The following is a 25,291-nucleotide window of genomic DNA, read 5'->3' on the forward strand; positions in this document are numbered from 1 at the left end:
CTGTTGAAAATCCCAACAATCTGACAAGATCCAGCCGCTGGTATCGCAAGGTCTGGATGCAATCCGTTGTGCGCCTACCATTGCCCCCTGTGGACTAGAGCAGCGATTACGGTAGTAATCAGCGCATGACAAATGGTTCCGGGATCGGATCATCGCTGGTGCGTAGCCAAACCGTCTTAACCTTGGTGTAGTCCAATGCGGCCTCCAGACCACCCTCGCGCCCATGACCAGATAGCCCATGCCCACCAAATGGCGCTATCGGGCTAACCGCACGATAGGTGTTAACCCAGACGATGCCCGCGCGAATACCCCGGATCATCCGGTGCGCCCGTGTCAGATCGCGGGTAAAAACACCTGAGGCAAGGCCATGTGCAGTGTCGTTTGCGATCGCCAGTGCCTCGGCCTCCGTATCAAACCCACGCACGGATAGAACCGGGCCAAAAAATTCCTCGCTCAGGCAAGGCGCATCGGGTGCCTTGGAGCAATCAAGGATCGTTGGCGGAAAGAAATTACCCTCACGATCCAGCGGCGCCCCACCGGTTACGATCTGTGCACCTGCGGCCACCGACGCGGCCACCAGATCCACCGCGCGGTTCAACTGCGCCTTGGTGCAGAGCGGCCCGATCTCGGTCGTGCGCTTATCCGGCACGCCAATTTGCGCGCTCTCGGCCTTTTCCTTTAGCCGCTGCAGGAAGACGTCTTTGATCTGGTTGGAGACGATCAACCGTGAGCCGGCAACACAACTTTGGCCCGTGGCGGCAAAGATGCCGGAAACCTGCGCGTTCACAGCGCTATCGATATCGGCATCCTCAAACACGATGAAGGGCGACTTCCCCCCCAATTCCAACGAGGTCGATGCGAGATTTTCTGCCGAATTGCGCACCACATGGCGCGCCGTCTCAGGCCCGCCGGTAAAGGCCACGTGGTCAATTCCAGAATGTGCAGTCAGCACCGCTCCGCAATCCGCACCAAAGCCGGTGATGATGTTCAGAACACCTGGCGGGAAACCCACCTGATCAAAGATACGGGCAAATTCAAGCATTGGCGCAGGACCGTCCTCTGATGCTTTCAGCACCACAGTACAACCTGCCGCAAGCGCCGGGCCGATCTTGACAGCCGCCAGAAACAGTTGCGAATTCCATGGCACCACTGCCGCCACCACCCCAAGTGGTTCGCGGCGCAACCAAACCTCCATATCGGGTTTGTCGATGGGCAGATGCGCACCTTCGATCTTATCCGCGAGGCCAGCATAATATCTGTAATATTCGGCGACATAAGCAATCTGCGCAGAGGTTTCGCGGATAATCTTGCCTGTGTCGCGGGTTTCCAACTGGGCCAGTGTCTCTGCGTTTTCGGAAATCAGATCCGCCAGCCGGTACAGCAGTTTGCCGCGCGCGGTGGCCGTCATATCCGCCCAATCGGGGGACTGGAACGCCGCACGCGCCGCTGCAACAGCAGCCTCCACATCTACGGTGCGCGCCTCAGGCATCATAGCCCAAGCGGTTCCTATCGCGGGATCATGGCTCTCAAACCGGGCGGAGCCATCAGAGAACACCCCGCCGATGTACTGTTGAAACTGCTGCATGATATGTCCCTCTTCAGGCAAATGCCGGCATGACATCGCGGATAAACCGCTCGAGCGAGGCTTTCTTGCGCTCAAAGCTCATCCCGCTGTCGATCCAGAAACTGTATTCATCGTACCCAAGCGCCTTATAGCCTCGGATCCGCTCAATCGCACCTTCGGCGGTGGCAATGACATTGTCACGCAACATGGCCTCAGGCGAATAGAACGGATGTGCGGCGATGTCAGCGTCGCTCAGCGGGTCGATCAAGCCCTGCGATACGGAACGTTCGTTTTTGAACCAAGCACCGAAATAGCAATAGAACTGGTTGATCTCCTCTGCTGCCTGCTGCGCATCGGCTGCATCGGCTGCAATATAGGTATGGTTCAACAGCATGATCTGTGGGCGCGGCACATCGGGAAACTTGGCGCAGGCCGCGTCAAAGGTCTCGATAAGCCGGGTGATCTCCTCATCCCCCTGCCATAGCGGTGTCACCTGCACATGGCAGCCATTGGCAACCGCAAATTCATGGCTATTGGGATCACGCGCCGCAACCCAGATGGGCGGGCCGTTTTTCTGCTGTGGCTTGGGAGACGACGTGGTCGCGGGAAAGGAATGATAGGTGCCCTCCTGGGCATAATCGCCCTGCCACAACCCCTGCAAAGCCGGGATCAGCTCTCGCATCCGCAGGCCTGCGTCCCAGGCATCCATACCCGGCACCATCCGTTCGTATTCGTAAGAGTAGGCCCCACGCGCAATGCCCAGATCCAGACGCCCGTCAGTGATCATATCCGTCATAGCGGCTTCGCCAGCAAGGCGGATAGGGTGCCAGAACGGCGCGATAATGGTGCCAGTTCCCAACCGCACATGTTTGGTCTGGCGCGCCAGATCGATCAGGTTCAGGAATGGATTTGGCGCAATGGTGAAATCCATTCCATGGTGTTCGCCGGTCCAAACAGCATGCATGCCACCGGCATCCGCAATCTTGGCCAAGGCGACAAAGTCGTCATAAAGCTTCTTTTGATCCTGCTCCGCAGAGGTGCGTTCCATATGGACAAAAAGTGAAAAGCGCATTGTGTCACCTGCCGTTATGCGATTTGGCGGACTTCGCCGCTGCGTTGATCGCCTGAATAAATTCCGAAATCTCCCAATGCCGCCTCGCGGATGTACCGGTCCAACATGGTTAGGATAGCCGTGTCACCGACATCCTCGAGCGCGCTTCTGTCCAATGGGACAAAGGCGCCGCGCGAGGGCGTGCCGGTCGCGGCATGACACAAGAACGCGACATGCTGCCGTTTGCGCGCGACATCCTCAAAGATCGAATAGACAAACCCCGGCTCTGCGTTCAGGCCCGTCTCGTCAATCAATTGACGCAGCGCAGCAGAGGCACCATCAGTTCCTGCTATCGCTTCAGGCAGGGTCGCGCCGCCTTGGCCATCATCGACCAACAGCACCTCTCCAGCGCGTTCGATCAGCGCCGAGACCACCAAATCGGGGCCAGTCACTGCGCTCTCTGCCGTCATGGCGGGCGTCACATAGGCCCCGCGTGCATAGCCAAGGCCCGGATGCGGGCTGGCATCAAACGCTTTGACCTCGCCGATCAGGATCACATGGTCTCCGGCCTCCACCGTTTTGTGCAGGCTGCAGTCGAACCAGGCAGACACGCCTTCAATCAAGGGGGAGCCCTCTGGTCCCTTTTGCCAGTTGATCCCGGCAAAACGATCCTCGACCGGGCGGGCAAAGGTATTTGAGATGTCGATCTGCGTCTCCGCCAGTATGTTCACTGCAAACCCTTCACTGGTGACCACTGCATCATAATTACGCGAGCTATTGGCAAGACAAACCAACAACATGGGCGGATCCAGCGAGACTGAGGTAAAGGAATTGGCGGTAAAGCCGATGGGTTCACCAGCCTGATCATGGGCCGTCACCACCGTCACCCCCGTCATGAAGGTGCCAAACGCGTGGCGCAGCGCGCGCGGATCAAGAGATGTCATGACAGGGCCTCCAGTTGGGTCGGTGAGTTCAGCCAGTCGCGTAGATGGCTGGTAACGAGGTCTGGTGCAGTCAGGTTTACCATATGACGGTGACCGGTGATGGTTACTGCACGACCATCCTGTACCTGTGCGGCCATCGCCTGCGACATAGCCGGCGTTGAATTTGGATCGCCATCGCCCGTAATGGCCAGGAAAGAGCAAGCAATCTCGGAAAACCGGTCAGCATAGGTCGCATCCCCCCGCGCAAAAGCAGAGTAAGCCGTGGCATAGCCCGATGGATCAACCTCCCGAAGCCAGCCTGCCACGAGGTTGCGGGCGCTGATATCCGTCGCGCTATCGCCAAACCAGCGCGCCAGGGGCGTTTCCAGATCACCTTTGCCTGCGCGAATATCCGCAGCTCGGGCAACCACCCCAGCGCGGGCTGCGGCATCACGGCAAAACACACCGTTCAAAAGGGCAGCGCGGGCGGTCATTTCCGGATGACTTATGGCAAAACCAGCGGTGATCAGCGCCCCCATGGAATGCCCGGCTATACTAACCGGGCCAATCTTCAGTGTGCGGATCACATCGTGTAGCCAGCTTACAAAATCCGGCAGCTCACTGCCCGCAGGCACCGGCGCGCTACCGCCATGTCCGGGCAAGTCCAGGGCGATTACCCGGTACGTATGGCTCAGTTCCTCGGCTTGTGGATCCCAAGCCGCGGATTGCATGCCAACGCCATGCAAAAGCAATACAGGCGCGCCTTGCCCCCGTTCGCGAAACGCGAAGGCCTGGCCTGTTTCAGACAGCTGCAGGATTGTCGACGTCATGGCCAAGCTCTTTCAGATCCTGATAGCGGTCACCAATACGGTGGTGCGGACGTCCGCCGATTGAAGCCCCAAGTGCAATCAGGATCTCATCTGCGGCCGGTGCATCGGCAACGGATGTCTGGATGGTCAGGTAATGGGACCGTTTGCCCGCATCGTTTTTATCCATCAACGGGATCATCAACGGCGCATTGGCCGGGCCGCGAGTGTTGCAGAACGACAGATAGGACTTCGCCCCGACCGCGTTACGATAGTGATTGCCAAATTGCAGTGTGTGGATCAGCGCGGAGGCATGTTCGACCTCTCCGTTCAGACCAACGATCGCGGATTTCCCGTAACCTTCGACCCGATCACCGCCTCCTGCAGCTTCCAGTATCATCTCAGTCAACAGCGCGCCCAGCCCCGGTGCGCAGTCCCGGATCTGCGGGCCCAGTTCCTCGACGAACCCCTGCCCGGCCCATGGGTTGCGTATAACCGCCATGGCCGCAATCAGCGTCAGCGGCGTTGCAGCAGTTTTGCCGCCTTCGATCAGTGTCTTTTCGACATGAAGCAGCGTTTTACGGATTTCAGCGGGCATTGAGACTCTCCTGATCTGCATCTTAATCATCTTATGGTATACCATTATACTGTATGTCAATACTACTTGATACGCCCGTCGGACACTGCTAGTGAGATCGCCATGGATAGCCCTCAGACTACGCTCCGAAAAATCGAAAAAGCCCCGCAAACCCTGCGTGATATCGTGCAGGATCGGATGCGAGAGGCGATTATCGATGGCCATTTCGCCCCCGGAGAACGGCTGGTTGAGCGCCCGCTCTGCGACCAGCTCGGTGTCAGCCGGACCGTTGTGCGCGAGACGATTCGCTATCTGGAGGCCGAAGGGTTGGTCGAGATCATCCCAAATCGCGGCCCAGTAGTGGCACGTCTATCCTGGGATCAGGCGCAGCAGATCTATGAGGTACGCCGTCAATTGGAAGGTTCTGCCGCTGCTGCCTGCGCAGAGATCCAGAAACCCGAATTTGCACCAGGCCTCAGCCGCGCCTTGGCAGCTGTTGAGGCATCAATGAGCGACACCGAATGGAGCAGCCTTCTGCAGGCCACCACCGAATTCTATCAGCTGATCTTCCTTCAGGCCGGCCATTCCATCGCCTGGGAAATCGTACAGCGTCTGAATGGCAGAATAAGCCGGTTACGTGCGCTGACCATCGCCGCCAAAGACCGCGAGATCTCCGGGATGAGCCATATGGCAGCCATCCACGACGCCATCCTCAGCCGCAATCCCGAGGCCGCTCGACGGTCGATAGAAGCACATATTACCGACGCCGCCGCCACGGCGGAACGTTTCCTGAAAGAGCCCAAGAAAGATCCAAACGACACCTATTTGCTAGAACGGGACATACATCATGGCTAAGGGCTACTGGATCGCTTTTGTGACTGTTACAGACCCGGCCCGCTACGCTGGCTATCAGGAACACGCACCGGCGGCTTTTGCCAAATACGGTGCGCGGTTCTTGGCGCGCGGCGGCGCTGCAGAAACACTGGAAGGCAATGGGTATCAACGCCACGTAGTCATTGAGTTTGCAAGCATGGACACCGCATTGGCCTGCTACCACTCGCCGGAATATCAATCTGCCCGCGCCCATCGAATGGCAGCCTGCACCGCAGAAATCGCCATCGTCGAAGGCCTCGCCCCATGAAGGACAAAACTCAATGAGCAGCACACCCGCGCCGACCACCGCCCAAACGAGCACCTTTGACGAAGATCTGTTTCTGAAAGGTCTGGAGCAGCGCAAATCCACACTTGGGGCGGAATATGTGGAAAAGAACCTCGCCGCAGCCGATGATTTCACTCGCCCGTTTCAGGAAGCCATGACCGCGTGGTGCTGGGGCTTCGGCTGGGGTGACGACACAATTGACGCCAAAACGCGCTCGATGATGAACCTCGCCATGATTGGCGCGCTTGGCAAGATGCATGAATGGGAATTGCACTGCCGAGGTGCGTTGAACAATGGCGTTACCCCAGAGGAAATCCGCGCGATTATCCACGCGGTTGCAATCTACTGTGGTGTCCCGCAGGGGCTGGAGTGTTTTCGTGCGGCCAAAGCGGTACTGAGCCAACACGAACCGGCCTGATCGATAATATATCGGGCAGCTATTGGCCACTCACACATTAAGCTACGCGGCTGCCCAGCTCCAAGGATATCAAGCGACGCTTTGACGACCTTCATCACATCCGTCGGCATGAATCGCCCGACTTTGGACCTGCCAATAGTTACTCCTGCCATGCGGTGATGAATTTTCTCGCGACAGTCAGAAATGGCTCCCTATTTGATCACCATTTACAGAGTTTTCGATACGCCACATCCTGTCAGCTGCGCAATTATCCCCTAGCGCGATAACACAAAAGGTCGGCGGCTGGTCAAGCTAACACACATGTTGCAAGCTATTGACCGCCACCGCCCGGTCACAGGATACCGAACCTAAGGCGGAATCTGCACAATGCTTACACCAAAGGGATGGGCAGAACTGGCGCACCATCCAAAATACACAAACAAGGGTCGTCTCTGATGTTCCAATCCGGTCAAATCGTTCAGTCGAAACCCCGCTCGCCGCTGATGGGCAAGGGCACAGCGCATCGCGCAAGTCTCGGGTTTATCCTGATGTCCACCGATCTGGCCTGCGAAGCGGATATTTTTGCTATGGCTCCAGTCGGTGTTGGCGTCCATGTCACCCGGCTCAAAACAGACGACTACACCACCAACGAAACACTGGCCCGCCACATTGACCACATGGCCGATGCTGCCGGACGTCTGCAACCGGATATGAAGCCCGAAGTCGTTGCTTATTGCTGCACCTCCGGATCAATTGTATGCCGAGAGGAAAACGTCTTTCGCGAGATCAGTAAGGGCGCGCCATACACGCAGCCGATGTGTATCGTCACCGGCGTCATCGACGCCCTGCACGAAATCGGCGCAAAACAGATTGTTGTTGGCACGCCTTATCTTGACGATATCAACACCTCCGAGGCGGAGTATTTGCTGGCTGCTGGCTTTGACATTCTCGACATTCAGGGACTGCAGCTGGAAACCGGTGCGGAGTTCGGCCAGGTGGAACCTTCCTATTGGAAAGAATTCGCATTGGAGATTGATCAACCAGAGGCCGATGCGATTTTCCTTTCCTGCAGTGGCATCCGTTCACTGGAAGTGGTGGATGAGATCGAACAGGCCGCAGGCAAACCGGTTATAACCTCCAATCAGGCGCTGATGTGGTCCTGCCTGCGCCGCGCCGGGATCATGGATGAGCTGGAGGGGTTTGGGCAGATTTTCAAACATGCTGGTCAGGATCTGAAGCCAACAGCCAGAATTTGATCTTTTTGCGGTTTTCGCCCGCACGTCACGCCATGCCACGTTTGGTGCCGGTCGCCGTATTCGTCGCTGCCGCCATCTCAGCAAACACCCATTCACCTACACGCCCAAAGTCACAGAGGTCCCTATGACAGATTCGCCGACCACACGCGGATTTCCCGATGTAGAATACGCCGCCAGAACAAAGCTTGCCCAGGATCGTATGGCCGAGGCCGGGATGGACGGGATGCTGCTGATGAGCGAACCCGAGGTGCAGTACTTTACCGGGTTTCAAACGTTGTTCTGGCAAAGCCCGACGCGGCCGTGGTTTGTGCTGGTCCCTGCCAATGGCAAACCCATCGCAATCATACCCGAAATCGGCGTGAGCCTGATGCGCCAATGCTGGCTGGACGATATTCGCAGCTGGTCCGCACCCAACCCGCAGGACGACGGAATCAGCCTGTTGATTGAGGCATTGTCGCCGCTCAAGACAGTTGGCGTGATGAAGGGCCATGAAACCCATCTGCGGATGCCCTTGGGGGATTGGGAACGGCTGATGACGGCCCTGCCCGCCTTGCGCATCCGTGATGCAACCGGTTTGGTGCACGGACTTCGGATGGTGAAATCTCCTGCCGAAATTGACAAACTTTCGCGGATATGCGCTATCGGCTCCGCTACATTTGACGCGGTCCCGCAATTTGCCCGCGAAGGCGTCCCGCTGGAGGAGGTCTTCCGCGCCTTTCGCCGCGAAGCGCTGGCACAGGGAGCCGATGGAGCGCCCTATGTGGTCGGGGCCAGCGCGCCGGGTGGCTACGCCGACGTGATCTCGCCGCCCGATGCGACCCCGCTGGCCACTGGCGATATCCTGATGTTGGACAGCGGCATGGTTCTGGATGGGTATTATTGCGATTTTGATCGCAACTGGGCCATCGGCCACGCAGACACAACCGCGCAGCGTGCCTATGATGTCCTGTGGCGCGCAACCGATGCCGGATTGGCCGCCGCACGCCCCGGCAACAGCTGCCGCGATCTGTTCCAGGCCATGTCATCTGTGATCGCAGAAATGGACGATAGCGGTGGCGACATCGGCCGTCTGGGGCATGGATTGGGCCTGCAACTGACCGAGCAACCTTCGCACGCCGCCTTTGACACAACGGAACTTCAGGAAAACATGGTCCTGACGCTGGAGCCATCACTATCCTATGGCGCAGGGCTGATGATGGTGCATGAGGAAAACATTGTGGTGACACCGCAGGGCGGTCGCCTGCTTAGCACGCGCGCTGCACCAGACCTACCGGTTATCTAAGTTCAAATGAAATTCACCCCACCGCAAGGTGATCCAGCGGGGCGAATGGCCTTATGCCCAAAATCTCCCGGCTCAACGGCGGAGATATTCTATTACGGTACAGGCCGGTGCCTCGCTGCGAAGCCGCGTTTGACCGGCAATGCGCCAATCCCCAGCCTGAAACTCTGGGAAATAGGTATCAGCATCCGCGACCTCGGTGCAGACCTCGGTAATCAGCATTCGATCCGCGATATCCATCATCCCCTGATAGATGCCTGCACCGCCAATGCCGTAGATCCGATGATAGCCCTGTGCACCTGCTTCTTCCACCGCAGCCTCAATAGAGGGGCAGACCAGATCAGCAGCATCCGGATTTGAGGACACCACAAGGTTCAGCCGGTTTTTCAATGGCTTCACCGGCAGGCTATCCCAGGTATTACGCCCCATAACCAAAGCCCCACCCAGGGTTTCGCGTTGAAAGCACTTCAGATCCTCAGGTGCATGCCAAGGAATTGTATTGTCCTTGCCGATGGCCCCATTTTGGTCTCGCGCAACAATAAGAGTAATCATTTCAGGTCTTCCTCAAACCGCTACAGGAGCTTTGATGCCCGGATCCGGGGTGTAATTCAGAACCTCGAAGTCATCGTAGTTGAAATCGAAAAGCGAAGGTACATCGCGGGTGATGCGCAGTTCCGGCAACGCTTGCGGATTACGCGACAATTGCAATTTCACCTGATCCATATGGTTGGAATAGATATGCGCATCGCCAATGGTATGGATGAAATCACCCGCCTCATAGCCGGTCACATGCGCCAGCATCTTTAGCAGCAACGCATAGGAGGCAATGTTAAACGGCACCCCGAGAAACATATCCGCCGAGCGTTGATAGAGCTGCAGATGCACCCGTCGCCCCTGCACCCGCACCTGCCACAGCGTATGGCATGGCGGCAGCGCCATATCGGGCACATCTGCGGGATTCCAGGCCGATACAATCAGGCGACGGCTATCCGGGCTGGTACGGATCATCTCAACCAGATTTGCGATCTGATCCACGCTGCCTGCACGGTATAATGGTTCATCCCCGGTGGTGCCCGGTGCAAGCTCCAGTCGCGGAAAATGCCGCCACTGATGGCCATAAACCGGTCCCAGATCTCCGTTTTCATCCGCCCATTCATCCCAGATCGAGACCCCGTTTTCCTTCAGATAGCTGATATTGGTATCACCAGAGAGAAACCACAGCAGTTCATGAATGATGGAACGCAGGTGTAGTTTCTTGGTGGTCACCAAAGGAAACCCATCCGCGAGCGCATAGCGCGTCTGCATACCAAAATAGGAAATCGTACCAGTCCCGGTTCGGTCGCTGCTTGCTTCTCCGTGGTCCAGAATATGCTGCAAAGCATCGTGGTATTGGCGCATGTCGCTCTCCCCGGCGGGTTCCAAAGCGGCGCATATAGATTTGCCCGCCGATCCTGCACTTATGTCTGTCGTGTGTCAGTTCTGGTGTTTAATGTGTCTAGCCTGCTCTGGCCTCGGATCTCAAGCGTTTGCATGCAAATTACAGACCAACACGCCCCTTCCTTTTGGCTTCTGTGAACGCGACAGCCCTTGCAAATTGTAAGTCAGATAGACCTCCACTTGAAAAGGGTCACCGAAGCGCCACGATCCCCAGCAGACCACCGAACAGACGCGCCAATTCAATTGACTTTCCGCAACCGCGACAAGACACTACCGGAAACAAAGAAATTTTGAGGTCAATTCAGATGAAGCGGGCAATGCTTGGACTTGCAGCAGTGTTACTGTTGTCGGCATGTGGTGGGGGCACCAATCCCTTTGCCACCGATGATACCACTGATGGCGACACCACCACCGATCCAATTGTTCCCGAAGTCCTAGCCTCCGATGTTGATAGCGTCGCCTACGACGCCGACGCAGGCACCTTGGTGATCACCGGCCTCAGCCTGGATGACACACCATTTTCCGCCAGCTATCGCCGTCGTCCGGCACTCGATCGCGACGGCTATCTGGCCTATACGGCACAGGACAGCTCGCTTGACCGTCACGTCACAGCCTATGTTCGCGAAATCGAAGATGGCGCTTTTGCAGTTGCGGTCGGCACCGGGGGTCAGTTCTCCTACTACTTTGCGGGCACAAACTACGGCCGCCGTGGTGACTATTCAGCGCCAACCGAGGACGTCGCTTCGGGTGGTCTGGTCAGCTACGCTGGCACCTATGTCGGTCTGTTGAATGTTGCAGGTGATGGTGGTGATTTGCTGCCGGTGACACCCGGCACGCCCGGCGACATTCGCCCAGCCCAAACTGCCGAAGTGACCGGCGATGCTTTCATCAATGCCGATTTTGGCGATAACGTGGTCAACGGCACCATCTACAATCGACAGATTGAACCCACGTCAGCTGGCGCCGTTCCCGAAACACTTCTGGCGCTTGATCTCGCCCCAACGGCGATTGCAGACAACGGCACCTTTACAGGGATCGCGTCACAAGTCGCCAACGGCACCCGTACTGATGTCGGCACCTACGGTGGCATTTTTGCTGGCACCGATGCCACATCGGTTGGTGGGTCGATCTTCGCGGCCGAACATATTGAAACCATTCAGGGTGTCGAGGAATACGGAATTTTTGTTCTGGGCCAGTGCGGTACCGCTGAAAGTTCCGACGTCTGCGACCAACCGGTACCTTGATCCCATGCGGCGGAGCCTGGCCGCAGCCTTCACACTGGCGATGCTTGTTGCACCACCTTTGGCTGCAGCAGAGCCGATACCCGAACAGCATCTAAGCCTTGAGCAGGGCCGACTTCTGGCGGTCCATTCTCTTGGCACCGGCAAGCCTGAGCTGACTTTGGATCTGACCCGCGCCTTGTTGCGGGCAGATCGGCGAGATCACCTGGCCTGGTATCTGCGAGCAGCGGCTCAGGCTCGACTCAAAACTCCCGGCGCTGGACGTAGATCTGCCGCACGAGCCTACCGATTTTCACCTGACAGTGCTGGAAAATTTCGCGCCGCCCAGCTTGCCGCGCGCCTCTCGGTACAGGACGAACGACCAACGCTCGCGCAGATCTGGCTGCGCCGCACTGCCATTCATGCCCCGGATGATGTCAGCGAGAAACGCATCGCTGCAGACTACAAGATCCTGCGGCGTATCAACCCGTGGTCCTTTCAGTTGCGCGGGGAACTTAAGCCATCAAACAATGTCAACAACGGTGCTGATAGCACTCTGGAGGTCATCGACGGCGTGCCAACGCTCGGGCGGTTTGGTCCCCGGTCCGTCGCACTTGAAGGGACGGTCGGAGTTCTGGACATGTCGCTCAGCCGCCGCCTTCACGAAAGCCGCTACAGCCTGACGACGCTGAGTTTGCGCGGATATGTGCAACGCGTGGCGCTGTCGTCAGATGCTAAGGCAAAGGCGGCCACCCTTGCCCAGCAGTCCCGCACCAGCGTGCCGCGCAACAGCGAGTTCGGCTCCACCTATGCGGAGCTGAACCTGACCCATGCCTTTGCTATCGGCGCCCCCGAACGAAAAAGTTCGGCCGCCATTGGGATCAGCTTCGGCAGTGCGTGGTATGGTGGCGACAAAAGCTATGACCTGATCAAACTAACGGCCCGGCGCAGCTGGCAGCTGTCGGCGCGCACAGGCTTAACCGTACATGGTATGGCCGAACAGCGGCTCGATCCCCGAGGGCCCTCACAAGATGGCGAAGTATTCGGGCTGGGGGCACGGGTGAACCGCAAATTGCAGAACGGCGATCAGATCGACGTCAGCGTCGCCCTGCGCGATATCCGTTCTGGCCATGTAAACACCTCCAACCGCACTGCGACGCTTCGGCTGGGCTATCAGTTTGCCAAGCCGCTCGGCCCGGCTAAGGTCAGCACCGGGTTGATCCTGGGTCGGTCGGATTATCCACAGTTTATCGCCGGGTTTCCTGCTCGGCACCTGCCCGACGGGCGCGAGGATACCTCGCTCTACGCGGATGTTAATCTGTTCTTCGAGGATTATGATTATGCAGGGTTTGCCCCGACGCTGCGCCTGCGCGCGGGTAAAAAGGACAGCAATCACAGCCGTTTTCAATCGCGTGAGCTGTCACTATCACTGGGAATTCAGTCCAAATTCTAACAAGAACCCGCAATCGCTCTGGTCACCAGTGGCTGGCGCATTATGGTCTTGGCCTGAGATATCCGACACGTCGTCGCGCCCGCTGCGCCAGACGTCCTGACACGAGGAATACACTGATGCCACTAAAATACCTGCACACTATGGTTCGCGTCAAAGACTTGGAAAAATCCATGGCCTTCTTTGCGCTCTTAGGCCTGAAAGAGACCAAACGTTACGATAGCGAAAAAGGTCGCTTCACGCTGATTTTCATGGCCGCAGAAGGTCAGGAAGACACGCCGCTTGAGCTGACATATAATTGGGATGGCGACGACGCGCTGCCCAGCGACAGCCGCCACTTTGGCCATCTCGCCTATGGGGTTGATGACATCTACGCCACTTGCCAGCACTTGATGGACAATGGCGTTACAGTCAATCGCCCTCCACGCGACGGTCATATGGCGTTTGTCCGCTCCCCCGACAACATCTCGATCGAGCTGCTGCAAAACGGTGAGTCACAGGCCCCGGCTGAGCCTTGGGCCAGCATGGAAAACACCGGCAGCTGGTAAACTGCCGGATGCACTCCGGGGCAGGATGGTTTCAATCACCTGCCTCGGAACGTCGGCGATACCATCATCCCTACAACTTAGAACACGATCATCGGCCGCGGATATCGTCGTACAACCCGAGCATACACGATTCCGGACTGCACCTAGATCGAACTACCGTGTAAGATTGCTGGCCGATGCCTTATCTAGGCCAAAGATCACTCAACCGGCATCAGGCTACACCAAAACGCACCAGCCGGTATCCCGGTGGTGTAGCAATCGCACTGTGATTTAAGAGCTTCCAAGCCTGCTGGACCTTCTGGTCTCCGTATCCGATCACGTTCCGGCCTTCTGCACGGTCAGCGTCGGTTTAGCTTGGTCAGATCAGCTGGCGTGCAGCAGATCAAAGGGATCTATCATATCAAAAATATACGGCGTTCTGCCTGTAAGAAATATGCGTTGCGATCTATAGGGCGCGTCAAAATAGACGTGCATAATCCGGCTTAGTAAATGTAGCGGATCTGGTCAGACCAGTAACGTTCCACCCGCTTCAGCGAGGTTGTGATATCTGCAATGCCTTCACCGCTGATCACCCCCTTGCCTTCCAAACCCTCGGCATGGCGCGAAAACAGGGCTGAGACGATATCGCGGATCTCGCGACCACGCTCCGTCAGGCGCACCCGAACCGAGCGACGATCAATCTCGCAACGCTGGTGGTGCATATAGCCCATTTCGACCAATTTCTTCAGGTTGTAGCTAACATTGCTGCCTTGGTAGTAGCCGCGCGATTTCAATTCGCCCGCCGTAACCTCGTTGTTGCCGATATTGAACAACAGCAGGGCTTGGACCGCATTGATCTCGAGCACGCCGACGCGCTCAAACTCATCCTTGATCACATCCAGCAGCAGCCGGTGAAGCCGCTCGACCATAGCGAGCGCTTCAAGGTAGCCAGTCATGAACCCTTTGGTGTCCTGCTGGCCGATTTGCATTTCCATACTCATCCGCATCTCCGACTCGATGGTGTCTGACGGCCACAATGCGGAAAATTCCCGAAAAATCCGTTAAGCTGAAATTTTATTCTTTTTGATGCGTTTGCGCTATGTCGTTAACCAGCGCGGTAAACTGTGTAGGTGCGGCCACTTGGCCTGTCACCCACTGGTAGAGATCTTGGTCATTTTCTTCGAGCAGCAGATCATAGAGATCCAACTCAGCCGTTTCCATACCCGCCAGCGTCCGCTCGGCATAGGCCGAGAGGAGAATGTCCATCTCCTTGATTCCGCGGCGCATGGATCGCATTTGCAGCCGCTTCAGACGATGAGCAGGCAGTTCGCTCATTGCACGCTGCCTTCCATCACCAGGCGTAGGCGTTTTTCCAAACGCGCAGCCCGGTCGGCATTGCCGCGCAGTTCTTCGCGCAGTTGACGCAGTTCGGTCATCACGGCTGCCAGATCCTGTGGCACCTGTTCACCTGCCGGAGCTTCCATGCCCTCGCCTTCGCCGGTCAACAACCAGCGCATAGACACATTCAACAGGCCTGCCATCATCGACAGCTTATTGGCGCGCGGCTCAGATAGATCCTGCTCCCAACCGGCCAATGTTGTCTTCTTGATTCCCAAACGACGCGCCAGCTCCGCCTGCGTCATACCGGCGGCCTCACGCGCAGCAGCCACCCGATCCCCAAATGTAGCGGCCTCAGGGCCATACCAATTCATGTCGTCGTTGCTCATTTGCCTGCTCCTGTTAGCCTGTTCAGCGATGTCGCTTGATCGCATGTTAGCGGCACCCTATGACAGTTCTACATGAACTTCAAACAGAGGTCTTTCCATTGCAACTCCTGTCCGACAGCCTCTCCCGCGTCAAACCGTCACCCTCAATCGCCGTGACCACTCTGGCCGGGGAACTGCGCGCCGCTGGTCGCGATGTGATAGGGTTGAGCGCTGGCGAGCCGGATTTTGACACGCCCGACAATATCAAAGAAGCCGCGATCCGCGCCATTCAGGCGGGCAAGACGAAATACACCGCCCCCGACGGCATCACCGAGTTGAAACAGGCGATCTGCGATAAGTTCGCACGCGACAATGGGCTGGACTACACGGCGGCACAGGTATCGGTTGGCACCGGTGGCAAGCAGATCCTGTACAACGCGTTAATGGCAACACTGAACCCCGGCGATGAGGTGGTTATCCCTGCCCCGTATTGGGTATCCTATCCTGATATGGTCCGCTTGGCAGGCGGCACGCCCGTCTGCGTGGAATCCTCGCTCGAGACAGGTTTCAAGATCACTGCAGACCAGCTGGAAGCCGCGATTACGCCGAATACCAAATGGTTCATCTTCAACTCTCCCTCGAACCCGACCGGTGCTGGCTATCACCCCGAGGAGCTGAAAGCGCTGACTGACGTGTTGCTGCGGCACCCGCATGTTTGGGTGATGACCGATGACATGTACGAGCATCTGGTGTTCGACGATTTTACTTTCTGCACCCCGGCCCAGGTCGAGCCCAAACTCTATGATCGCACCCTCACCTGCAATGGCGTCTCAAAGGTCTATGCAATGACCGGTTGGCGGATTGGTTACGCGGCCGGCCCCAAAATCCTGATTGATGCGATGCGCAAGATCCAGTCGCAATCGACATCCAATCCCAGCACGATCAGCCAATGGGCTGCAGTGGAGGCCCTGAACGGCCCCCAAGATTACATCGCTCCCAACAACGCGCTATTCCATCGCCGCCGCGATCTGGTGGTTTCGATGTTGAATGATATCGACGGCCTCGCCTGTCCGGTTCCCGATGGGGCCTTCTATGTCTACCCATCGATTGCCGGGTTGATCGGGCGCACCTCCGCCGCGGGCGTAAAGATTGTCGATGATGAAACCTTTGCCACGGCACTGCTGGAGGAAGCAAATGTCGCCGTTGTACATGGCGCAGCCTATGGGCTATCACCAAACTTCCGTATCAGTTATGCCGCATCAGATGAGACCCTGACCGAAGCCTGTCGCCGCATTCAGACATTCTGCGCCGCGCTGCGCTGACCGGAGATCTCCCACATGGCTGCATCACTGCCTGACTATTACTTTCGCGTGCGTGACAACGGTGCGTTTGTGTTTCGCGTTGATAGCGAGAATCGACAGCGGCGGTTGGAGTTGGATCACATTGCAGTGGTCAAACTACGCAGTGGCCAGATCCGCCCGCATGGCGATCGCAGCCTCAGCCCCGAGGATCTAAGGGCTATTCAGGATTGGATTGATCAACGTCAAGCCACTCTGGCGGCACGGGATATCGACGATATTCATCGCGCTATTGATCACCTCAACCTCACGACCCATTGGGCGCAGAGCGGGGCCAGCGACGCACAGCTGGAAGAGATCACCGATCAGATTCTGCTAGCCATGCATGATCTACGTTCTGTACTGGTCCGTAAAAAAGCCGACCGGTTGATCAAGAATGGTGATGACAGCAAGGATGACAACGCCTCCTGATTTGGTTTAACCTGATAATCAGTATAATCAGTATAATCAGTCTCCTACCGGGCCATATGGTTTCTTTGGTCTATCTATATATCGAGCCGCAAATGGCCGTATTTCATAACGTCACCGCAAATAACGGTGACGCAATTCATCAAAAAGACCTTGACAAAACTGTGAGGCCAAAATGCGATGATTGCAACTGCAGGTCGATTAATATAATTGTCACACAATCGACCTAAAAAACAGAAGCGACAGTGAGGATTGTGACGTGATCCCCCCGGCCCCACCTCAAGGTCCCGTACAAATTCACCACTGTCGCCACCATTCCCAATGAAAATCAATTAAGACAGGACTCATTATGACGTCATATCTCTCGGTTATTGCCGCCGTTGCCACGCTGCCTCTTGCCTCCGTTACCTTCGCGTCCACAGATAGCGCCGGTCCCGTAAATGACGGTGTTGTTGCCGAACAACGTGCCGCCTTGGCAAAATCAACTATTGGGGCGGGTTTCGGCCCACAATCACCCCGTGACATCGATCTGGCCGAAGGCCAAAACCCCCGTATTTTTGAAACTGCGCCGCCTGCAGCAGAAATGAACCTCTGCAATATCCACTTTCATGAGAATGCAGAACATCGCGGTGGTGAATTTACCCGCTATGCGGGCAATGGCGATGGCAAGGGCTATGGCAGTGGCTATCAATACGACGGCACTCTGACAGAGGCTGAACTGGCGCCGCTGGACAGCCCCATCGGCGCTGGTGGTCACGGCGATCTGGAACCCGGCGACACGATTGAGGTTCACTACGTTCATACCACTGCCAAAGTCACCCCAGGCCCAACACTGGGCGCTTGCCTCAGTGATGCGATTAAAAACCCACAGCTGCGTGTCGAAGCGCAAGTCTATGTGTTGGTCAACGACAAATCCGCCGCAGACTTCACAGAACTGACAGATCTGACAGTAAAAAACGATCTGCACCAGGTACAGAACATCCCCAGCAACACTGGCACGCCCGTAACGTATGCAGGCTCGACCACCGGCCCAGGCTACAACACTACGGGTTCCCCATTTCAGGTGACATGGAGCGTCCGGCCCGAGGTGGTTCGCGTCAATATTCACAGCGTTGCCACTTGGTTGGCGAACAATAGCTTCGATGAAACCCACGCCCATGGGGTGCGCAATCTGGTGACCAACCAGGATCTGTTGTCACCGATCAGCAACTGACACTGCCACGCCTACATTGGCGGGAAGTAGCTGGCAGGGCACACAGGCGGTAGCTCAGCCTGCTGAATAGAAACAACGAATGGAGGGGCGTGCTGTCCCTCCGTCTTTCATTGGAGCTGAGGGCTCTGGGCGAAATTTTCAGAGATCTTGCTGCCACTCAGGACCACGGTCATCGATACGCCTCTGCTTACGACTCAGCCGACTGACCAACCAGGTTGATCGACCGGCGCCAGAAACGGATCATCAGGAACATGCCTGCAACCGACAACCCCATGACCAACCCAAGCCAGACACCAAGCCCGCCCATATCGAAGGTAAATCCCAGGAGATATGACGCGGGAATACCAACTGCCCAATAGCTGAGAGCCGCAATCACCATTGGCACGCCGGTATCTTGCACGCCCCTTAATAGGCCCAGCGCTATAACCTGCATTCCGTCCATCAGTTGAAATAATGCAGCCGCTGCCAGCAGCACAACTCCGATAATGACAATCTCGGCCCGATCCGGATCATTGGGTGAGAGGAACAGCGAAATCAGCGTCTCCGGTATTGCCAGAAACAGAGCCATGCCCAGCACAGACAGGCCCAAAGACATCGCCGTCACCACCCGCGCACCGCGTGCCATGTGATCCCGGTCCCCACGACCAAAGGCATTGCCAGCCCGGATCGTCGCAGCATTGGACAGCCCCAAATGCATCATGAAGGTCAGTCCGCCAAGCGACAGCGCAATCCCATGCGCGCCCAGCGCCACTGTTCCAAGCCAACCCATCATCATCGCCGAAGCGGCAAACAGGCTGGTCTCGCTCAGATTGGTCAGACCGATCGGTATACCCATACGCAGCACCCGGCCCAGCATCTCCCAGTCGGGGCGGCTGAAATTCCTTAGCAGTTCATATTCCGGCAGGGCCTTCAGCGCATAGAACAGGACAATCAGACAGGCAAAGATATTGGTCACAAGCGAGGCCAGCGCCGCCCCGGTGACGCCCAGCTCTGGAGCGCCCCAATTGCCAAAAATCAAGGCATAGTTAATTGCAGCATTCAGCACCGCCGCCAACACTGATACCCAAAGCACGATCTGCGTACGTTCCAGCGCTGCAAGGTAGCTTTTCAACACCATGTAAAGCAGCGACGGAAACAGAGCCCAACCGGCAATCTTCAGGTATTGTGCCGCCGCATGGGCGACCTCCACCTTTTGACCCAGCAGCAGCAATATCGTTTCCGACCACCACAGCAACGGCATGACCATGACGCCATAAGCCAGCGACAGCCATAGCCCCATCCGGGTGCTGCGCCGGATCTGGCGGTCTTCACCGGCGCCTGCCGCCGCTGCAACCATCGGCATCACCGCAAATGCAAAACCTGAACCCAGAAGGAAAATCGTAAAAAAATAGGTCGAGCCCAGCGTCACCGCAGCCAGGGCCTCCACTCCGTACCAACCCAACATGACCGTATCCGTCAAACCAATAGCAAACTGCGCAACATGGCCGCCGATCAATGGCACCCCAAGCAGCGCAATCGCGCGGCTGTGGCCAAGGAGCGTGTTCGGGGCGGGTGGCGGCAATCTTTGTGTCATGCCCAAGCCTTAGGCACCGGGCAACGTAACGGCAAGCATGATTTCTACTCTGGGTTCATTGGAGGCATTGTCCTTCGCCACCGTATTTGCTCAACCTGTGCTAGGCTCGCCGGTAGAGGTCAGTTGTCACGAGGAAGAGCCAGCATGAGCAACACCACAGGCCAGTTGATTCCGGATGCGCAAGCCTTCCTTGCGGAGCTTGCAAAAAACAATTCGCGTGACTGGTTCAAAACCCAAAAAAGTCGATATGACCTACAGGTGCGTGATCCCGCACAAACCCTGCTGAGCGAAGTTGCTGACTATCTGCGTCCCCATCATCCCGGCATTCAGGGCAAACTGTTTCGCCCCCAACGTGATCTGCGGTTTTCAAAGAACAAAACGCCCTATCACACTCATGTACACATGCTCTGGCAGCTGCCCGGCCTGCCCGGGGCCGGGTTGTTCTTTGGCATCGAAGCAAACCGCCTGCGGGTAGGTGGTGGTGTCATGACATTGAAGGGCGCGGCTCTCACCCGGTGGCGTAGTGCTGTCGCGGGCCAACCGTTCACGCGAGACTACCCCACCGCCGGGTTGGATCATGTGGCAGGCCACGATGCCTCACCTGACAGCGGTTTTGCCGATGAGCTCGCTGCCCTGACAGATATCCTCACTCTCAAGCGGTTTATGGCCAATGCTGCCGAACTGACCCGCGTACCTGCGCCTTTTGGGAAGACCCATCCCCATGCGGATCTGTTGCGCCGCAAATCGCTGACCCTTTGGTGTGATCTGGACCCTAAGGCGCAAATTGTACCGATGGGCACAATCTGCAGCGCGGCTCTCATGCTGGAACCACTGTTTATCCTGTTACGCCCAATCCTGACAGATATTGACACGGCCTAGCGTCTTCGACAGCCCAGCGCATAGATCCCAAGGCCTATCAGGAAGCCACTCAGCTGTGGCCCCAATCGTCCGGATTTTCACTGTTGTTAGGGCTCAGGCCCAGCACATCACCCTTGGTCGAGCACCCCAAACCCAGGACCGTGCGATTGGCATAAGAAAAATAGGCCGTGACCTGATTGATCTCCAGGATCTGGCCGTCATCCAGACCGGCGGCGCGCAGCGCATTGACATCCGCCTCAATCACTGCGGCTGGCGCTTCTGTCAGCTTACGTGCATAGGCCAAGCCTGCGCGTTGCGCTGCATCCAAGGGAGCCTGCTCAAGATTGCGAGCCTCAATCGCGGCGCGAATGGCCTCCCCTCGCGTGGCATCCCGTAACAGGCGCTGCAGCCCGGAGAAATGATGCTCCACGCAGTATCCGCAATCATTCAAAGACGACACCCAAACACCCAGCACCTCAAGATACCACTTGGGTAGGCTGTTACCGCTGTGGTGCAGCACTGCCTTGTAGATCGCCATATGCCCTTCCATCGAATGCGGCCTGAGAGAATGCACCAACATGATATTGTCGACATTCCCTCCGGGGCCAGTCACCCGCTCATAGAGCTTTTTCAGCTTACCGGCTGCTTCTTCAAACGGAACTGTCCTGATCCAGGCCATGCGCCCCTCCCTGATCATTTGCCCGGAGACTAGCGGCTGTTCAGCTCAATGGAAGTAGAAACGGAACGCAGATAGTCTGGCCTTAAGTCGGGACACTCCGCATGCTCTAGGCCCATCTAAGGATGGGGTACCCTACAAGGCACTCCGAATACGTCACCGCCTCTATGTCACTGCCTCCCGCGCCACGGCCGCGATCGCCGCACGTACATCCTCTGCACGGCTGCGGTGGTTGGCAATCGCAGCGCGCAACATAACCCGGCCGTCGGCTCGTGTGGTGGAAAATACAGCATCACCGCACTCCTGCAGGGACTGGACAACCCGTGCGTTCACTTCAGATTGCCCCTGCGCATCCAGATCGCTGCGGGCGGTGAACACACAGACATTTGACACCACCGGTGCCCCCAACGCCATAAGGGGCTGTGCCTCAACCTCTGCCGCCATAAACGCTGCCAGCTTGCAATTGTCAGTGATTGCCTGCGCAAATGCTGTTTCGCCATAGGTTTCCAGCGCTGTCCAGACCTTCAGCGCCCGGTTCCCACGGCTAAGATCAATACCATAGTCACAGAACCATGGCTCGCCACCGGCCAGTCCGCGCTCGGCGCCTTCCAAATAAGACGGGCGCGCTGCAAAGGCAGCCCGGTGCTCGTGCTCGTGGCGCAGCAACGCCATGCCGCAATCGTATCCGACATACATCCATTTGTGGAAATCCAGCGCAATGCTGTCTGCCCGTCCAATCCCGTCTGACAGCGATCTCCAAGGCTCCTCCGCTATCCGTGTCCAGGCACCAAAGGCTCCGTCTACATGCAGCCACAGCCCCAGATCCGCCGCCGCATCCGCTAGCGCATGCAGATCATCGAACAAGCCCAGATCCACAGACCCTGCCGTGCCAACCACCAGAAACGGCAAAGCTCCCGCAGCCCGGTCGGCAGCGACCATCTCAGCCAATGCTGAACAGTCCATTTGCCCTGCCACCAATGGCACCCGCCGCAAATTATCTGAGCCGATGCCAAGCAGCTCAACCGCCTTCATCGTTGCATTATGCACCCCGTCGCCCGCGTAGACCATCAGTCGCGCGTTCCCCTGCCCGGTCTTGCGCAGGCTTTTCAGCACCCGCAACCGCGCAGCCTGAAACGCGATCACCGTCGCCTGTGACGTCCCCGTAACCAGCAGGCCATTGGCGCTTTCAGGCATTCCCATCTTAGCGCGTGTCCACTCCACCACGGCGCGTTCCATGTAGTTGGCCCCGTGATCACGCCCACCCATATTAGCATTTAGGGCAGCCGCCGCGACCGAAGCGATCAGATCCGATGCCAGCCCGCTCCCCTGCACCCAGCCCCAGAACCGCGGATGGGTGTTCCCACCATGATAGGGTAGTACATCCTGAATAATCCGCTCGACTGCCGCCTGCGGCCCGCCCGCCTCAGGTCTCACCGCATAACGTGCATCAATATCATCGGGCACAGGTTGCCAGGGACGATCTGCGGCCTGTTGCACTTGATCCAGTGCGGCCTCCAGCATCCGATGCGCCTCTGCCCGTGTTTCGGCCCAATCCTCTGGGTCCAGTCCCTTATCGGCCATCTGCGTGCCCTCCTCATTGTCTGCTCAGGCATCGGTCTAGCCTGCGAGCGTGCGCATCGCACGGATTATTCACCAAACCCCACAGTCAATTGAACGATATTGTCCACAGAGGCCCGCCTTCTGTTCACAAACCCTCCACAGGTTGCCCACAACAGATCCGGCAGTGGTCCACAGGTTACCCACAAGCCACCGGCCCACACCGCAGTCACACGCCGCGGTTCCAAAACAGACAGCCGTTTCCCCCTCTTTCGCAGCACCGTCACTCCTGCCATAATGGACTTAACCAAAACCAAAGAAGAGCAGCCCCCACATATGGCCGACGACCTCCTCAGCACGCCGAATACCGACACCTATGACGCCTCCTCAATCGAGGTTCTGGAAGGACTGGAGCCGGTCCGCCAGCGCCCCGGCATGTATATCGGCGGCACCGATGAGCGCGCGCTGCACCACATGGTGGCAGAGATCCTCGACAACTCCATGGATGAGGCTGTCGCGGGCCATGCTAACCGTATCGAGGTCATCCTGAACGCGGATTATTCCGTCACCATCACCGACAACGGCCGTGGCATCCCAATCGATCCACACCCCAAATTCCCCGACAAATCCGCGCTTGAGGTCATTCTTTGTACCCTACACGCAGGCGGCAAATTCTCCGGCAAAGCCTATCAGACATCGGGCGGCCTGCACGGTGTTGGCTCATCGGTGGTAAACGCGCTGTCGGATTCCTTGGTTGTGCAAGTGGCCAAGAACAAGGAGCTGTTCGAACAGCGCTTCTCTCGCGGCCTGCCATTGGGGCCGGTGGAAAAGATTGGCGCCGCCCCGAACAAGCGCGGCACCTTTGTGACCTTTCACGCAGATGAGCAGATCTTCGGCTCGCACCGGTTCAAACCCAAGCGCCTGTTTACACTGGTGCGCTCCAAGGCCTATCTGTTCTCCGGCGTTGAAATCCGCTGGAAGAGCCATATTGACGATGGTGAAACACCAAACGAAGCCACCTTCCACTTCCCCGGCGGTCTCAAGGACTATCTGACAGAAGTGCTTGGCAAATCCTCGGTCTACGCGGATGCGCCCTTCGCGGGTAAAGTGGAGTTCCGCGAGAAATTCAACGCACCGGGCTATGTCGAATGGGCGATCAACTGGACCCCCTCCCGCGACGGCTTCACCCAATCCTACTGTAACACCGTCCCCACGCCCGAGGGCGGCACCCATGTCGCAGGGTTCTGGGCCGCGATCCTCAAGGGGATCAAGGCCTATGGAGAGCTGGTCGGCAACAAGAAAGCCGCGCAGATCACCCGTGATGATCTGATGGCGGGCGGCTGTGCGCTGGTTTCCTGCTTTATCGCGGATCCCGCCTTTGTGGGCCAGACCAAGGATCGCCTCTCGACCGAGGCCGCTACCAAGATGGTGGAAAACTCCGTCCGCGACCACTTCGACAACTGGCTGGCCGCTGATACCAAATCGGCAGGTGCTATCCTCGACTTCCTTGTTCTGCGGGCCGAGGAACGCCTGCGCCGCAAACAGGAAAAAGAGACACAACGTAAATCCGCCACCAAGAAACTGCGCCTGCCCGGTAAGCTGACCGACTGCACCTCCAAGGACCGGGCCGGCACCGAACTCTTCATCGTGGAGGGCGATAGCGCTGGCGGCTCTGGTAAGGGCGCGCGCAACCGGACCAATCAGGCGCTATTGCCGCTCAAGGGCAAGATCCTCAACGTATTGGGGGCCGCCTCCAACAAGATCGGCACCAACGCCGAAATCCGCGATCTGTGCGAGGCGCTTGGCGTCGGCACCGGAACCAAATTCAACCTCGACGATCTGCGCTATGACAAGATCATCATCATGACCGATGCGGACGTCGACGGCGCCCATATCGCCTCCCTGCTGATGACCTTCTTCTTCACCCAGATGCGCCCGCTCATTGACGGCGGCCACCTCTACCTCGCCTGCCCGCCCCTGTTCCGCCTGACCCAGGGCGCCAAGCGCGTCTACTGCCTAGACGAAGCCGAGCGCGACACCTGGATGGAAAAAGGCCTGGGCGGCAAAGGCAAGATCGACGTGAGCCGCTTCAAGGGTCTTGGCGAAATGGACGCCAAGGATCTGAAAGAGACCACAATGGACCCCACGACCCGCAAGCTGATCCGCGTCACTATCGACGAGGACGAACCGGGTGAGACCGGTGAGCTGGTCGAACAGCTGATGGGCAAAAAACCCGAGCTCCGCTACCAGTATATTCAGGAGAACGCGAAGTTCGTGGAGGAGCTGGATGTTTGAG

General features: G+C 57.5%; 26 protein-coding genes. 13 read left to right on the forward strand and 13 right to left on the reverse strand.

The window, feature by feature from the left end; translation table 11 throughout:
• Positions 1-118 precede the first annotated feature (118 nt).
• Genes ACEWZM_RS02520 through ACEWZM_RS02540 form a run of 5 tightly spaced genes read right to left on the reverse strand, consistent with a single transcriptional unit; the run spans position 119 to position 4,942 of the window.
• Positions 119-1,585, reverse strand: a complete 1,467-nt coding sequence (locus tag ACEWZM_RS02520) for an aldehyde dehydrogenase (RefSeq protein WP_414004948.1) — start codon at positions 1,583-1,585, stop codon at positions 119-121.
• Positions 1,586-1,598: 13 nt separating this feature from the next.
• Positions 1,599-2,636: an LLM class flavin-dependent oxidoreductase gene (locus ACEWZM_RS02525; RefSeq protein WP_414004949.1), complete on the reverse strand. Its 1,038-nt coding sequence runs from the start codon at positions 2,634-2,636 to the stop codon at positions 1,599-1,601.
• A 14-nt stretch (positions 2,637-2,650) separates the two neighbouring features.
• On the reverse strand, positions 2,651-3,559 hold the full coding sequence (locus ACEWZM_RS02530) for a flavin reductase (RefSeq protein ID WP_414004950.1): 909 nt from the start codon (positions 3,557-3,559) through the stop codon (positions 2,651-2,653).
• Positions 3,556-4,368 carry an alpha/beta fold hydrolase gene (locus ACEWZM_RS02535; protein ID WP_414004951.1) on the reverse strand — a complete coding sequence of 271 codons (813 nt, stop codon included), beginning with the start codon at positions 4,366-4,368 and terminating at the stop codon, positions 3,556-3,558. The genes ACEWZM_RS02530 and ACEWZM_RS02535 overlap by 4 nt, the downstream gene beginning before the upstream one ends.
• The gene (locus ACEWZM_RS02540; RefSeq protein ID WP_414004952.1) at positions 4,340-4,942 is read right to left on the reverse strand and encodes an amino acid synthesis family protein; all 603 of its coding nucleotides are present in this window, start codon (positions 4,940-4,942) and stop codon (positions 4,340-4,342) included. Before ACEWZM_RS02540 ends, ACEWZM_RS02535 begins: the two co-directional genes overlap by 29 nt.
• A 102-nt stretch (positions 4,943-5,044) precedes the next feature.
• Between ACEWZM_RS02540 and ACEWZM_RS02545 the strand changes: the two genes are divergently transcribed.
• The 5 genes from ACEWZM_RS02545 to ACEWZM_RS02565 all read left to right on the forward strand — a co-directional run bounded on the left by ACEWZM_RS02545 (position 5,045) and on the right by ACEWZM_RS02565 (position 9,015).
• Positions 5,045-5,776 (forward strand): GntR family transcriptional regulator, encoded by a 732-nt coding sequence (locus ACEWZM_RS02545; protein WP_414004953.1) that lies wholly within the window; start codon positions 5,045-5,047, stop codon positions 5,774-5,776.
• The gene (locus tag ACEWZM_RS02550; protein WP_414004954.1) at positions 5,769-6,062 is read left to right on the forward strand and encodes a DUF1330 domain-containing protein; all 294 of its coding nucleotides are present in this window, start codon (positions 5,769-5,771) and stop codon (positions 6,060-6,062) included. The genes ACEWZM_RS02545 and ACEWZM_RS02550 overlap by 8 nt, the downstream gene beginning before the upstream one ends.
• 13 nt (positions 6,063-6,075) lie before the next feature.
• Complete coding sequence (locus ACEWZM_RS02555) at positions 6,076-6,498, forward strand: carboxymuconolactone decarboxylase family protein (protein ID WP_414004955.1); 423 nt, start codon at positions 6,076-6,078, stop codon at positions 6,496-6,498.
• A gap of 434 nt (positions 6,499-6,932) precedes the next feature.
• Positions 6,933-7,733 carry a maleate cis-trans isomerase family protein gene (locus tag ACEWZM_RS02560; protein WP_414004956.1) on the forward strand — a complete coding sequence of 267 codons (801 nt, stop codon included), beginning with the start codon at positions 6,933-6,935 and terminating at the stop codon, positions 7,731-7,733.
• Between the two features lie 124 nt (positions 7,734-7,857).
• The gene (locus tag ACEWZM_RS02565; protein ID WP_414004957.1) at positions 7,858-9,015 is read left to right on the forward strand and encodes a M24 family metallopeptidase; all 1,158 of its coding nucleotides are present in this window, start codon (positions 7,858-7,860) and stop codon (positions 9,013-9,015) included.
• A gap of 72 nt (positions 9,016-9,087) precedes the next feature.
• Here ACEWZM_RS02565 and ACEWZM_RS02570 read toward each other — a convergent pair whose 3' ends face one another.
• Both ACEWZM_RS02570 and ACEWZM_RS02575 read right to left on the reverse strand, forming a co-directional pair.
• On the reverse strand, positions 9,088-9,564 hold the full coding sequence (locus ACEWZM_RS02570; RefSeq protein ID WP_414004958.1) for a dihydrofolate reductase: 477 nt from the start codon (positions 9,562-9,564) through the stop codon (positions 9,088-9,090).
• A 12-nt stretch (positions 9,565-9,576) separates the two neighbouring features.
• A complete protein-coding gene (locus tag ACEWZM_RS02575; RefSeq protein ID WP_414004959.1) occupies positions 9,577-10,410 on the reverse strand; it encodes a thymidylate synthase in 834 nt (277 codons plus the stop codon).
• A 344-nt stretch (positions 10,411-10,754) separates the two neighbouring features.
• On the opposite strand from ACEWZM_RS02575, the gene ACEWZM_RS02580 reads away from it, so the two are divergent.
• From ACEWZM_RS02580 to ACEWZM_RS02590, 3 genes are all read left to right on the forward strand, one after another.
• Complete coding sequence (locus tag ACEWZM_RS02580; RefSeq protein WP_414004960.1) at positions 10,755-11,693, forward strand: thymidylate synthase; 939 nt, start codon at positions 10,755-10,757, stop codon at positions 11,691-11,693.
• Positions 11,694-11,697: 4 nt separating this feature from the next.
• On the forward strand, positions 11,698-13,122 hold the full coding sequence (locus ACEWZM_RS02585) for a hypothetical protein (protein ID WP_414004961.1): 1,425 nt from the start codon (positions 11,698-11,700) through the stop codon (positions 13,120-13,122).
• A 116-nt stretch (positions 13,123-13,238) separates the two neighbouring features.
• Positions 13,239-13,667 (forward strand): VOC family protein, encoded by a 429-nt coding sequence (locus tag ACEWZM_RS02590; RefSeq protein WP_414004962.1) that lies wholly within the window; start codon positions 13,239-13,241, stop codon positions 13,665-13,667.
• Between the two features lie 482 nt (positions 13,668-14,149).
• On the opposite strand, the gene ACEWZM_RS02595 is transcribed toward ACEWZM_RS02590, so the two are convergent.
• The 3 genes from ACEWZM_RS02595 to ACEWZM_RS02605 all read right to left on the reverse strand — a co-directional run bounded on the left by ACEWZM_RS02595 (position 14,150) and on the right by ACEWZM_RS02605 (position 15,373).
• Positions 14,150-14,647, reverse strand: a complete 498-nt coding sequence (locus ACEWZM_RS02595; protein WP_414004963.1) for a MarR family winged helix-turn-helix transcriptional regulator — start codon at positions 14,645-14,647, stop codon at positions 14,150-14,152.
• Between the two features lie 73 nt (positions 14,648-14,720).
• The gene (locus ACEWZM_RS02600; RefSeq protein WP_414004964.1) at positions 14,721-14,981 is read right to left on the reverse strand and encodes an FAD assembly factor SdhE; all 261 of its coding nucleotides are present in this window, start codon (positions 14,979-14,981) and stop codon (positions 14,721-14,723) included.
• Positions 14,978-15,373: a helix-turn-helix domain-containing protein gene (locus ACEWZM_RS02605; protein ID WP_414004965.1), complete on the reverse strand. Its 396-nt coding sequence runs from the start codon at positions 15,371-15,373 to the stop codon at positions 14,978-14,980. The genes ACEWZM_RS02600 and ACEWZM_RS02605 overlap by 4 nt, the downstream gene beginning before the upstream one ends.
• A gap of 59 nt (positions 15,374-15,432) precedes the next feature.
• Here ACEWZM_RS02605 and ACEWZM_RS02610 point away from each other — a divergent pair, with 59 nt between their 5' ends.
• The 3 genes from ACEWZM_RS02610 to ACEWZM_RS02620 all read left to right on the forward strand — a co-directional run bounded on the left by ACEWZM_RS02610 (position 15,433) and on the right by ACEWZM_RS02620 (position 18,331).
• Positions 15,433-16,674, forward strand: a complete 1,242-nt coding sequence (locus tag ACEWZM_RS02610; protein WP_414004966.1) for a pyridoxal phosphate-dependent aminotransferase — start codon at positions 15,433-15,435, stop codon at positions 16,672-16,674.
• A 15-nt stretch (positions 16,675-16,689) separates the two neighbouring features.
• Positions 16,690-17,121: a hypothetical protein gene (locus tag ACEWZM_RS02615; protein WP_414004967.1), complete on the forward strand. Its 432-nt coding sequence runs from the start codon at positions 16,690-16,692 to the stop codon at positions 17,119-17,121.
• A gap of 346 nt (positions 17,122-17,467) precedes the next feature.
• Positions 17,468-18,331: a delta-class carbonic anhydrase gene (locus ACEWZM_RS02620; protein ID WP_414004968.1), complete on the forward strand. Its 864-nt coding sequence runs from the start codon at positions 17,468-17,470 to the stop codon at positions 18,329-18,331.
• A gap of 187 nt (positions 18,332-18,518) precedes the next feature.
• Here the strand turns inward: ACEWZM_RS02620 and ACEWZM_RS02625 are convergent, their stop codons facing one another.
• Complete coding sequence (locus tag ACEWZM_RS02625) at positions 18,519-19,904, reverse strand: MATE family efflux transporter (RefSeq protein WP_414004969.1); 1,386 nt, start codon at positions 19,902-19,904, stop codon at positions 18,519-18,521.
• Positions 19,905-20,048: 144 nt separating this feature from the next.
• Between ACEWZM_RS02625 and ACEWZM_RS02630 the strand changes: the two genes are divergently transcribed.
• Positions 20,049-20,783, forward strand: a complete 735-nt coding sequence (locus ACEWZM_RS02630; RefSeq protein WP_414004970.1) for a DUF2461 domain-containing protein — start codon at positions 20,049-20,051, stop codon at positions 20,781-20,783.
• Positions 20,784-20,832: 49 nt separating this feature from the next.
• Here the strand turns inward: ACEWZM_RS02630 and ACEWZM_RS02635 are convergent, their stop codons facing one another.
• Both ACEWZM_RS02635 and ACEWZM_RS02640 read right to left on the reverse strand, forming a co-directional pair.
• Entirely contained in the window at positions 20,833-21,441 is a 609-nt protein-coding gene (locus ACEWZM_RS02635) for a peroxidase-related enzyme (protein ID WP_414004971.1), read from the reverse strand.
• A gap of 162 nt (positions 21,442-21,603) precedes the next feature.
• Positions 21,604-23,019, reverse strand: coding sequence for a pyridoxal phosphate-dependent decarboxylase family protein (locus ACEWZM_RS02640; protein WP_414004972.1), 1,416 nt, complete (start codon positions 23,017-23,019; stop codon positions 21,604-21,606).
• 312 nt (positions 23,020-23,331) lie between these two features.
• Between ACEWZM_RS02640 and parE the strand changes: the two genes are divergently transcribed.
• A complete protein-coding gene (gene parE, locus ACEWZM_RS02645; RefSeq protein ID WP_414004973.1) occupies positions 23,332-25,290 on the forward strand; it encodes a DNA topoisomerase IV subunit B in 1,959 nt (652 codons plus the stop codon).
• The last annotated feature ends 1 nt before the right edge of the window (position 25,291 follow it).

This window comes from Phaeobacter cretensis, assembly GCF_047372505.1.
Classification (GTDB): Bacteria; Pseudomonadota; Alphaproteobacteria; order Rhodobacterales; family Rhodobacteraceae; genus Phaeobacter; species Phaeobacter cretensis.

Coding starts and splice junctions, on each gene's coding strand:
- ACEWZM_RS02520 (WP_414004948.1), bottom strand. CDS start 1,585: ATGCAGCAGTTTCAACAGTACATCGGCGGGGTGTTCTCTGATGGCTCC.
- ACEWZM_RS02525 (WP_414004949.1), bottom strand. CDS start 2,636: ATGCGCTTTTCACTTTTTGTCCATATGGAACGCACCTCTGCGGAGCAG.
- ACEWZM_RS02530 (WP_414004950.1), bottom strand. CDS start 3,559: ATGACATCTCTTGATCCGCGCGCGCTGCGCCACGCGTTTGGCACCTTC.
- ACEWZM_RS02535 (WP_414004951.1), bottom strand. CDS start 4,368: ATGACGTCGACAATCCTGCAGCTGTCTGAAACAGGCCAGGCCTTCGCG.
- ACEWZM_RS02540 (WP_414004952.1), bottom strand. CDS start 4,942: ATGCCCGCTGAAATCCGTAAAACGCTGCTTCATGTCGAAAAGACACTG.
- ACEWZM_RS02545 (WP_414004953.1), top strand. CDS start 5,045: ATGGATAGCCCTCAGACTACGCTCCGAAAAATCGAAAAAGCCCCGCAA.
- ACEWZM_RS02550 (WP_414004954.1), top strand. CDS start 5,769: ATGGCTAAGGGCTACTGGATCGCTTTTGTGACTGTTACAGACCCGGCC.
- ACEWZM_RS02555 (WP_414004955.1), top strand. CDS start 6,076: ATGAGCAGCACACCCGCGCCGACCACCGCCCAAACGAGCACCTTTGAC.
- ACEWZM_RS02560 (WP_414004956.1), top strand. CDS start 6,933: ATGTTCCAATCCGGTCAAATCGTTCAGTCGAAACCCCGCTCGCCGCTG.
- ACEWZM_RS02565 (WP_414004957.1), top strand. CDS start 7,858: ATGACAGATTCGCCGACCACACGCGGATTTCCCGATGTAGAATACGCC.
- ACEWZM_RS02570 (WP_414004958.1), bottom strand. CDS start 9,564: ATGATTACTCTTATTGTTGCGCGAGACCAAAATGGGGCCATCGGCAAG.
- ACEWZM_RS02575 (WP_414004959.1), bottom strand. CDS start 10,410: ATGCGCCAATACCACGATGCTTTGCAGCATATTCTGGACCACGGAGAA.
- ACEWZM_RS02580 (WP_414004960.1), top strand. CDS start 10,755: ATGAAGCGGGCAATGCTTGGACTTGCAGCAGTGTTACTGTTGTCGGCA.
- ACEWZM_RS02585 (WP_414004961.1), top strand. CDS start 11,698: ATGCGGCGGAGCCTGGCCGCAGCCTTCACACTGGCGATGCTTGTTGCA.
- ACEWZM_RS02590 (WP_414004962.1), top strand. CDS start 13,239: ATGCCACTAAAATACCTGCACACTATGGTTCGCGTCAAAGACTTGGAA.
- ACEWZM_RS02595 (WP_414004963.1), bottom strand. CDS start 14,647: ATGAGTATGGAAATGCAAATCGGCCAGCAGGACACCAAAGGGTTCATG.
- ACEWZM_RS02600 (WP_414004964.1), bottom strand. CDS start 14,981: ATGAGCGAACTGCCTGCTCATCGTCTGAAGCGGCTGCAAATGCGATCC.
- ACEWZM_RS02605 (WP_414004965.1), bottom strand. CDS start 15,373: ATGAGCAACGACGACATGAATTGGTATGGCCCTGAGGCCGCTACATTT.
- ACEWZM_RS02610 (WP_414004966.1), top strand. CDS start 15,433: ATGACAGTTCTACATGAACTTCAAACAGAGGTCTTTCCATTGCAACTC.
- ACEWZM_RS02615 (WP_414004967.1), top strand. CDS start 16,690: ATGGCTGCATCACTGCCTGACTATTACTTTCGCGTGCGTGACAACGGT.
- ACEWZM_RS02620 (WP_414004968.1), top strand. CDS start 17,468: ATGACGTCATATCTCTCGGTTATTGCCGCCGTTGCCACGCTGCCTCTT.
- ACEWZM_RS02625 (WP_414004969.1), bottom strand. CDS start 19,904: ATGACACAAAGATTGCCGCCACCCGCCCCGAACACGCTCCTTGGCCAC.
- ACEWZM_RS02630 (WP_414004970.1), top strand. CDS start 20,049: ATGAGCAACACCACAGGCCAGTTGATTCCGGATGCGCAAGCCTTCCTT.
- ACEWZM_RS02635 (WP_414004971.1), bottom strand. CDS start 21,441: ATGGCCTGGATCAGGACAGTTCCGTTTGAAGAAGCAGCCGGTAAGCTG.
- ACEWZM_RS02640 (WP_414004972.1), bottom strand. CDS start 23,019: ATGGCCGATAAGGGACTGGACCCAGAGGATTGGGCCGAAACACGGGCA.
- parE (WP_414004973.1), top strand. CDS start 23,332: ATGGCCGACGACCTCCTCAGCACGCCGAATACCGACACCTATGACGCC.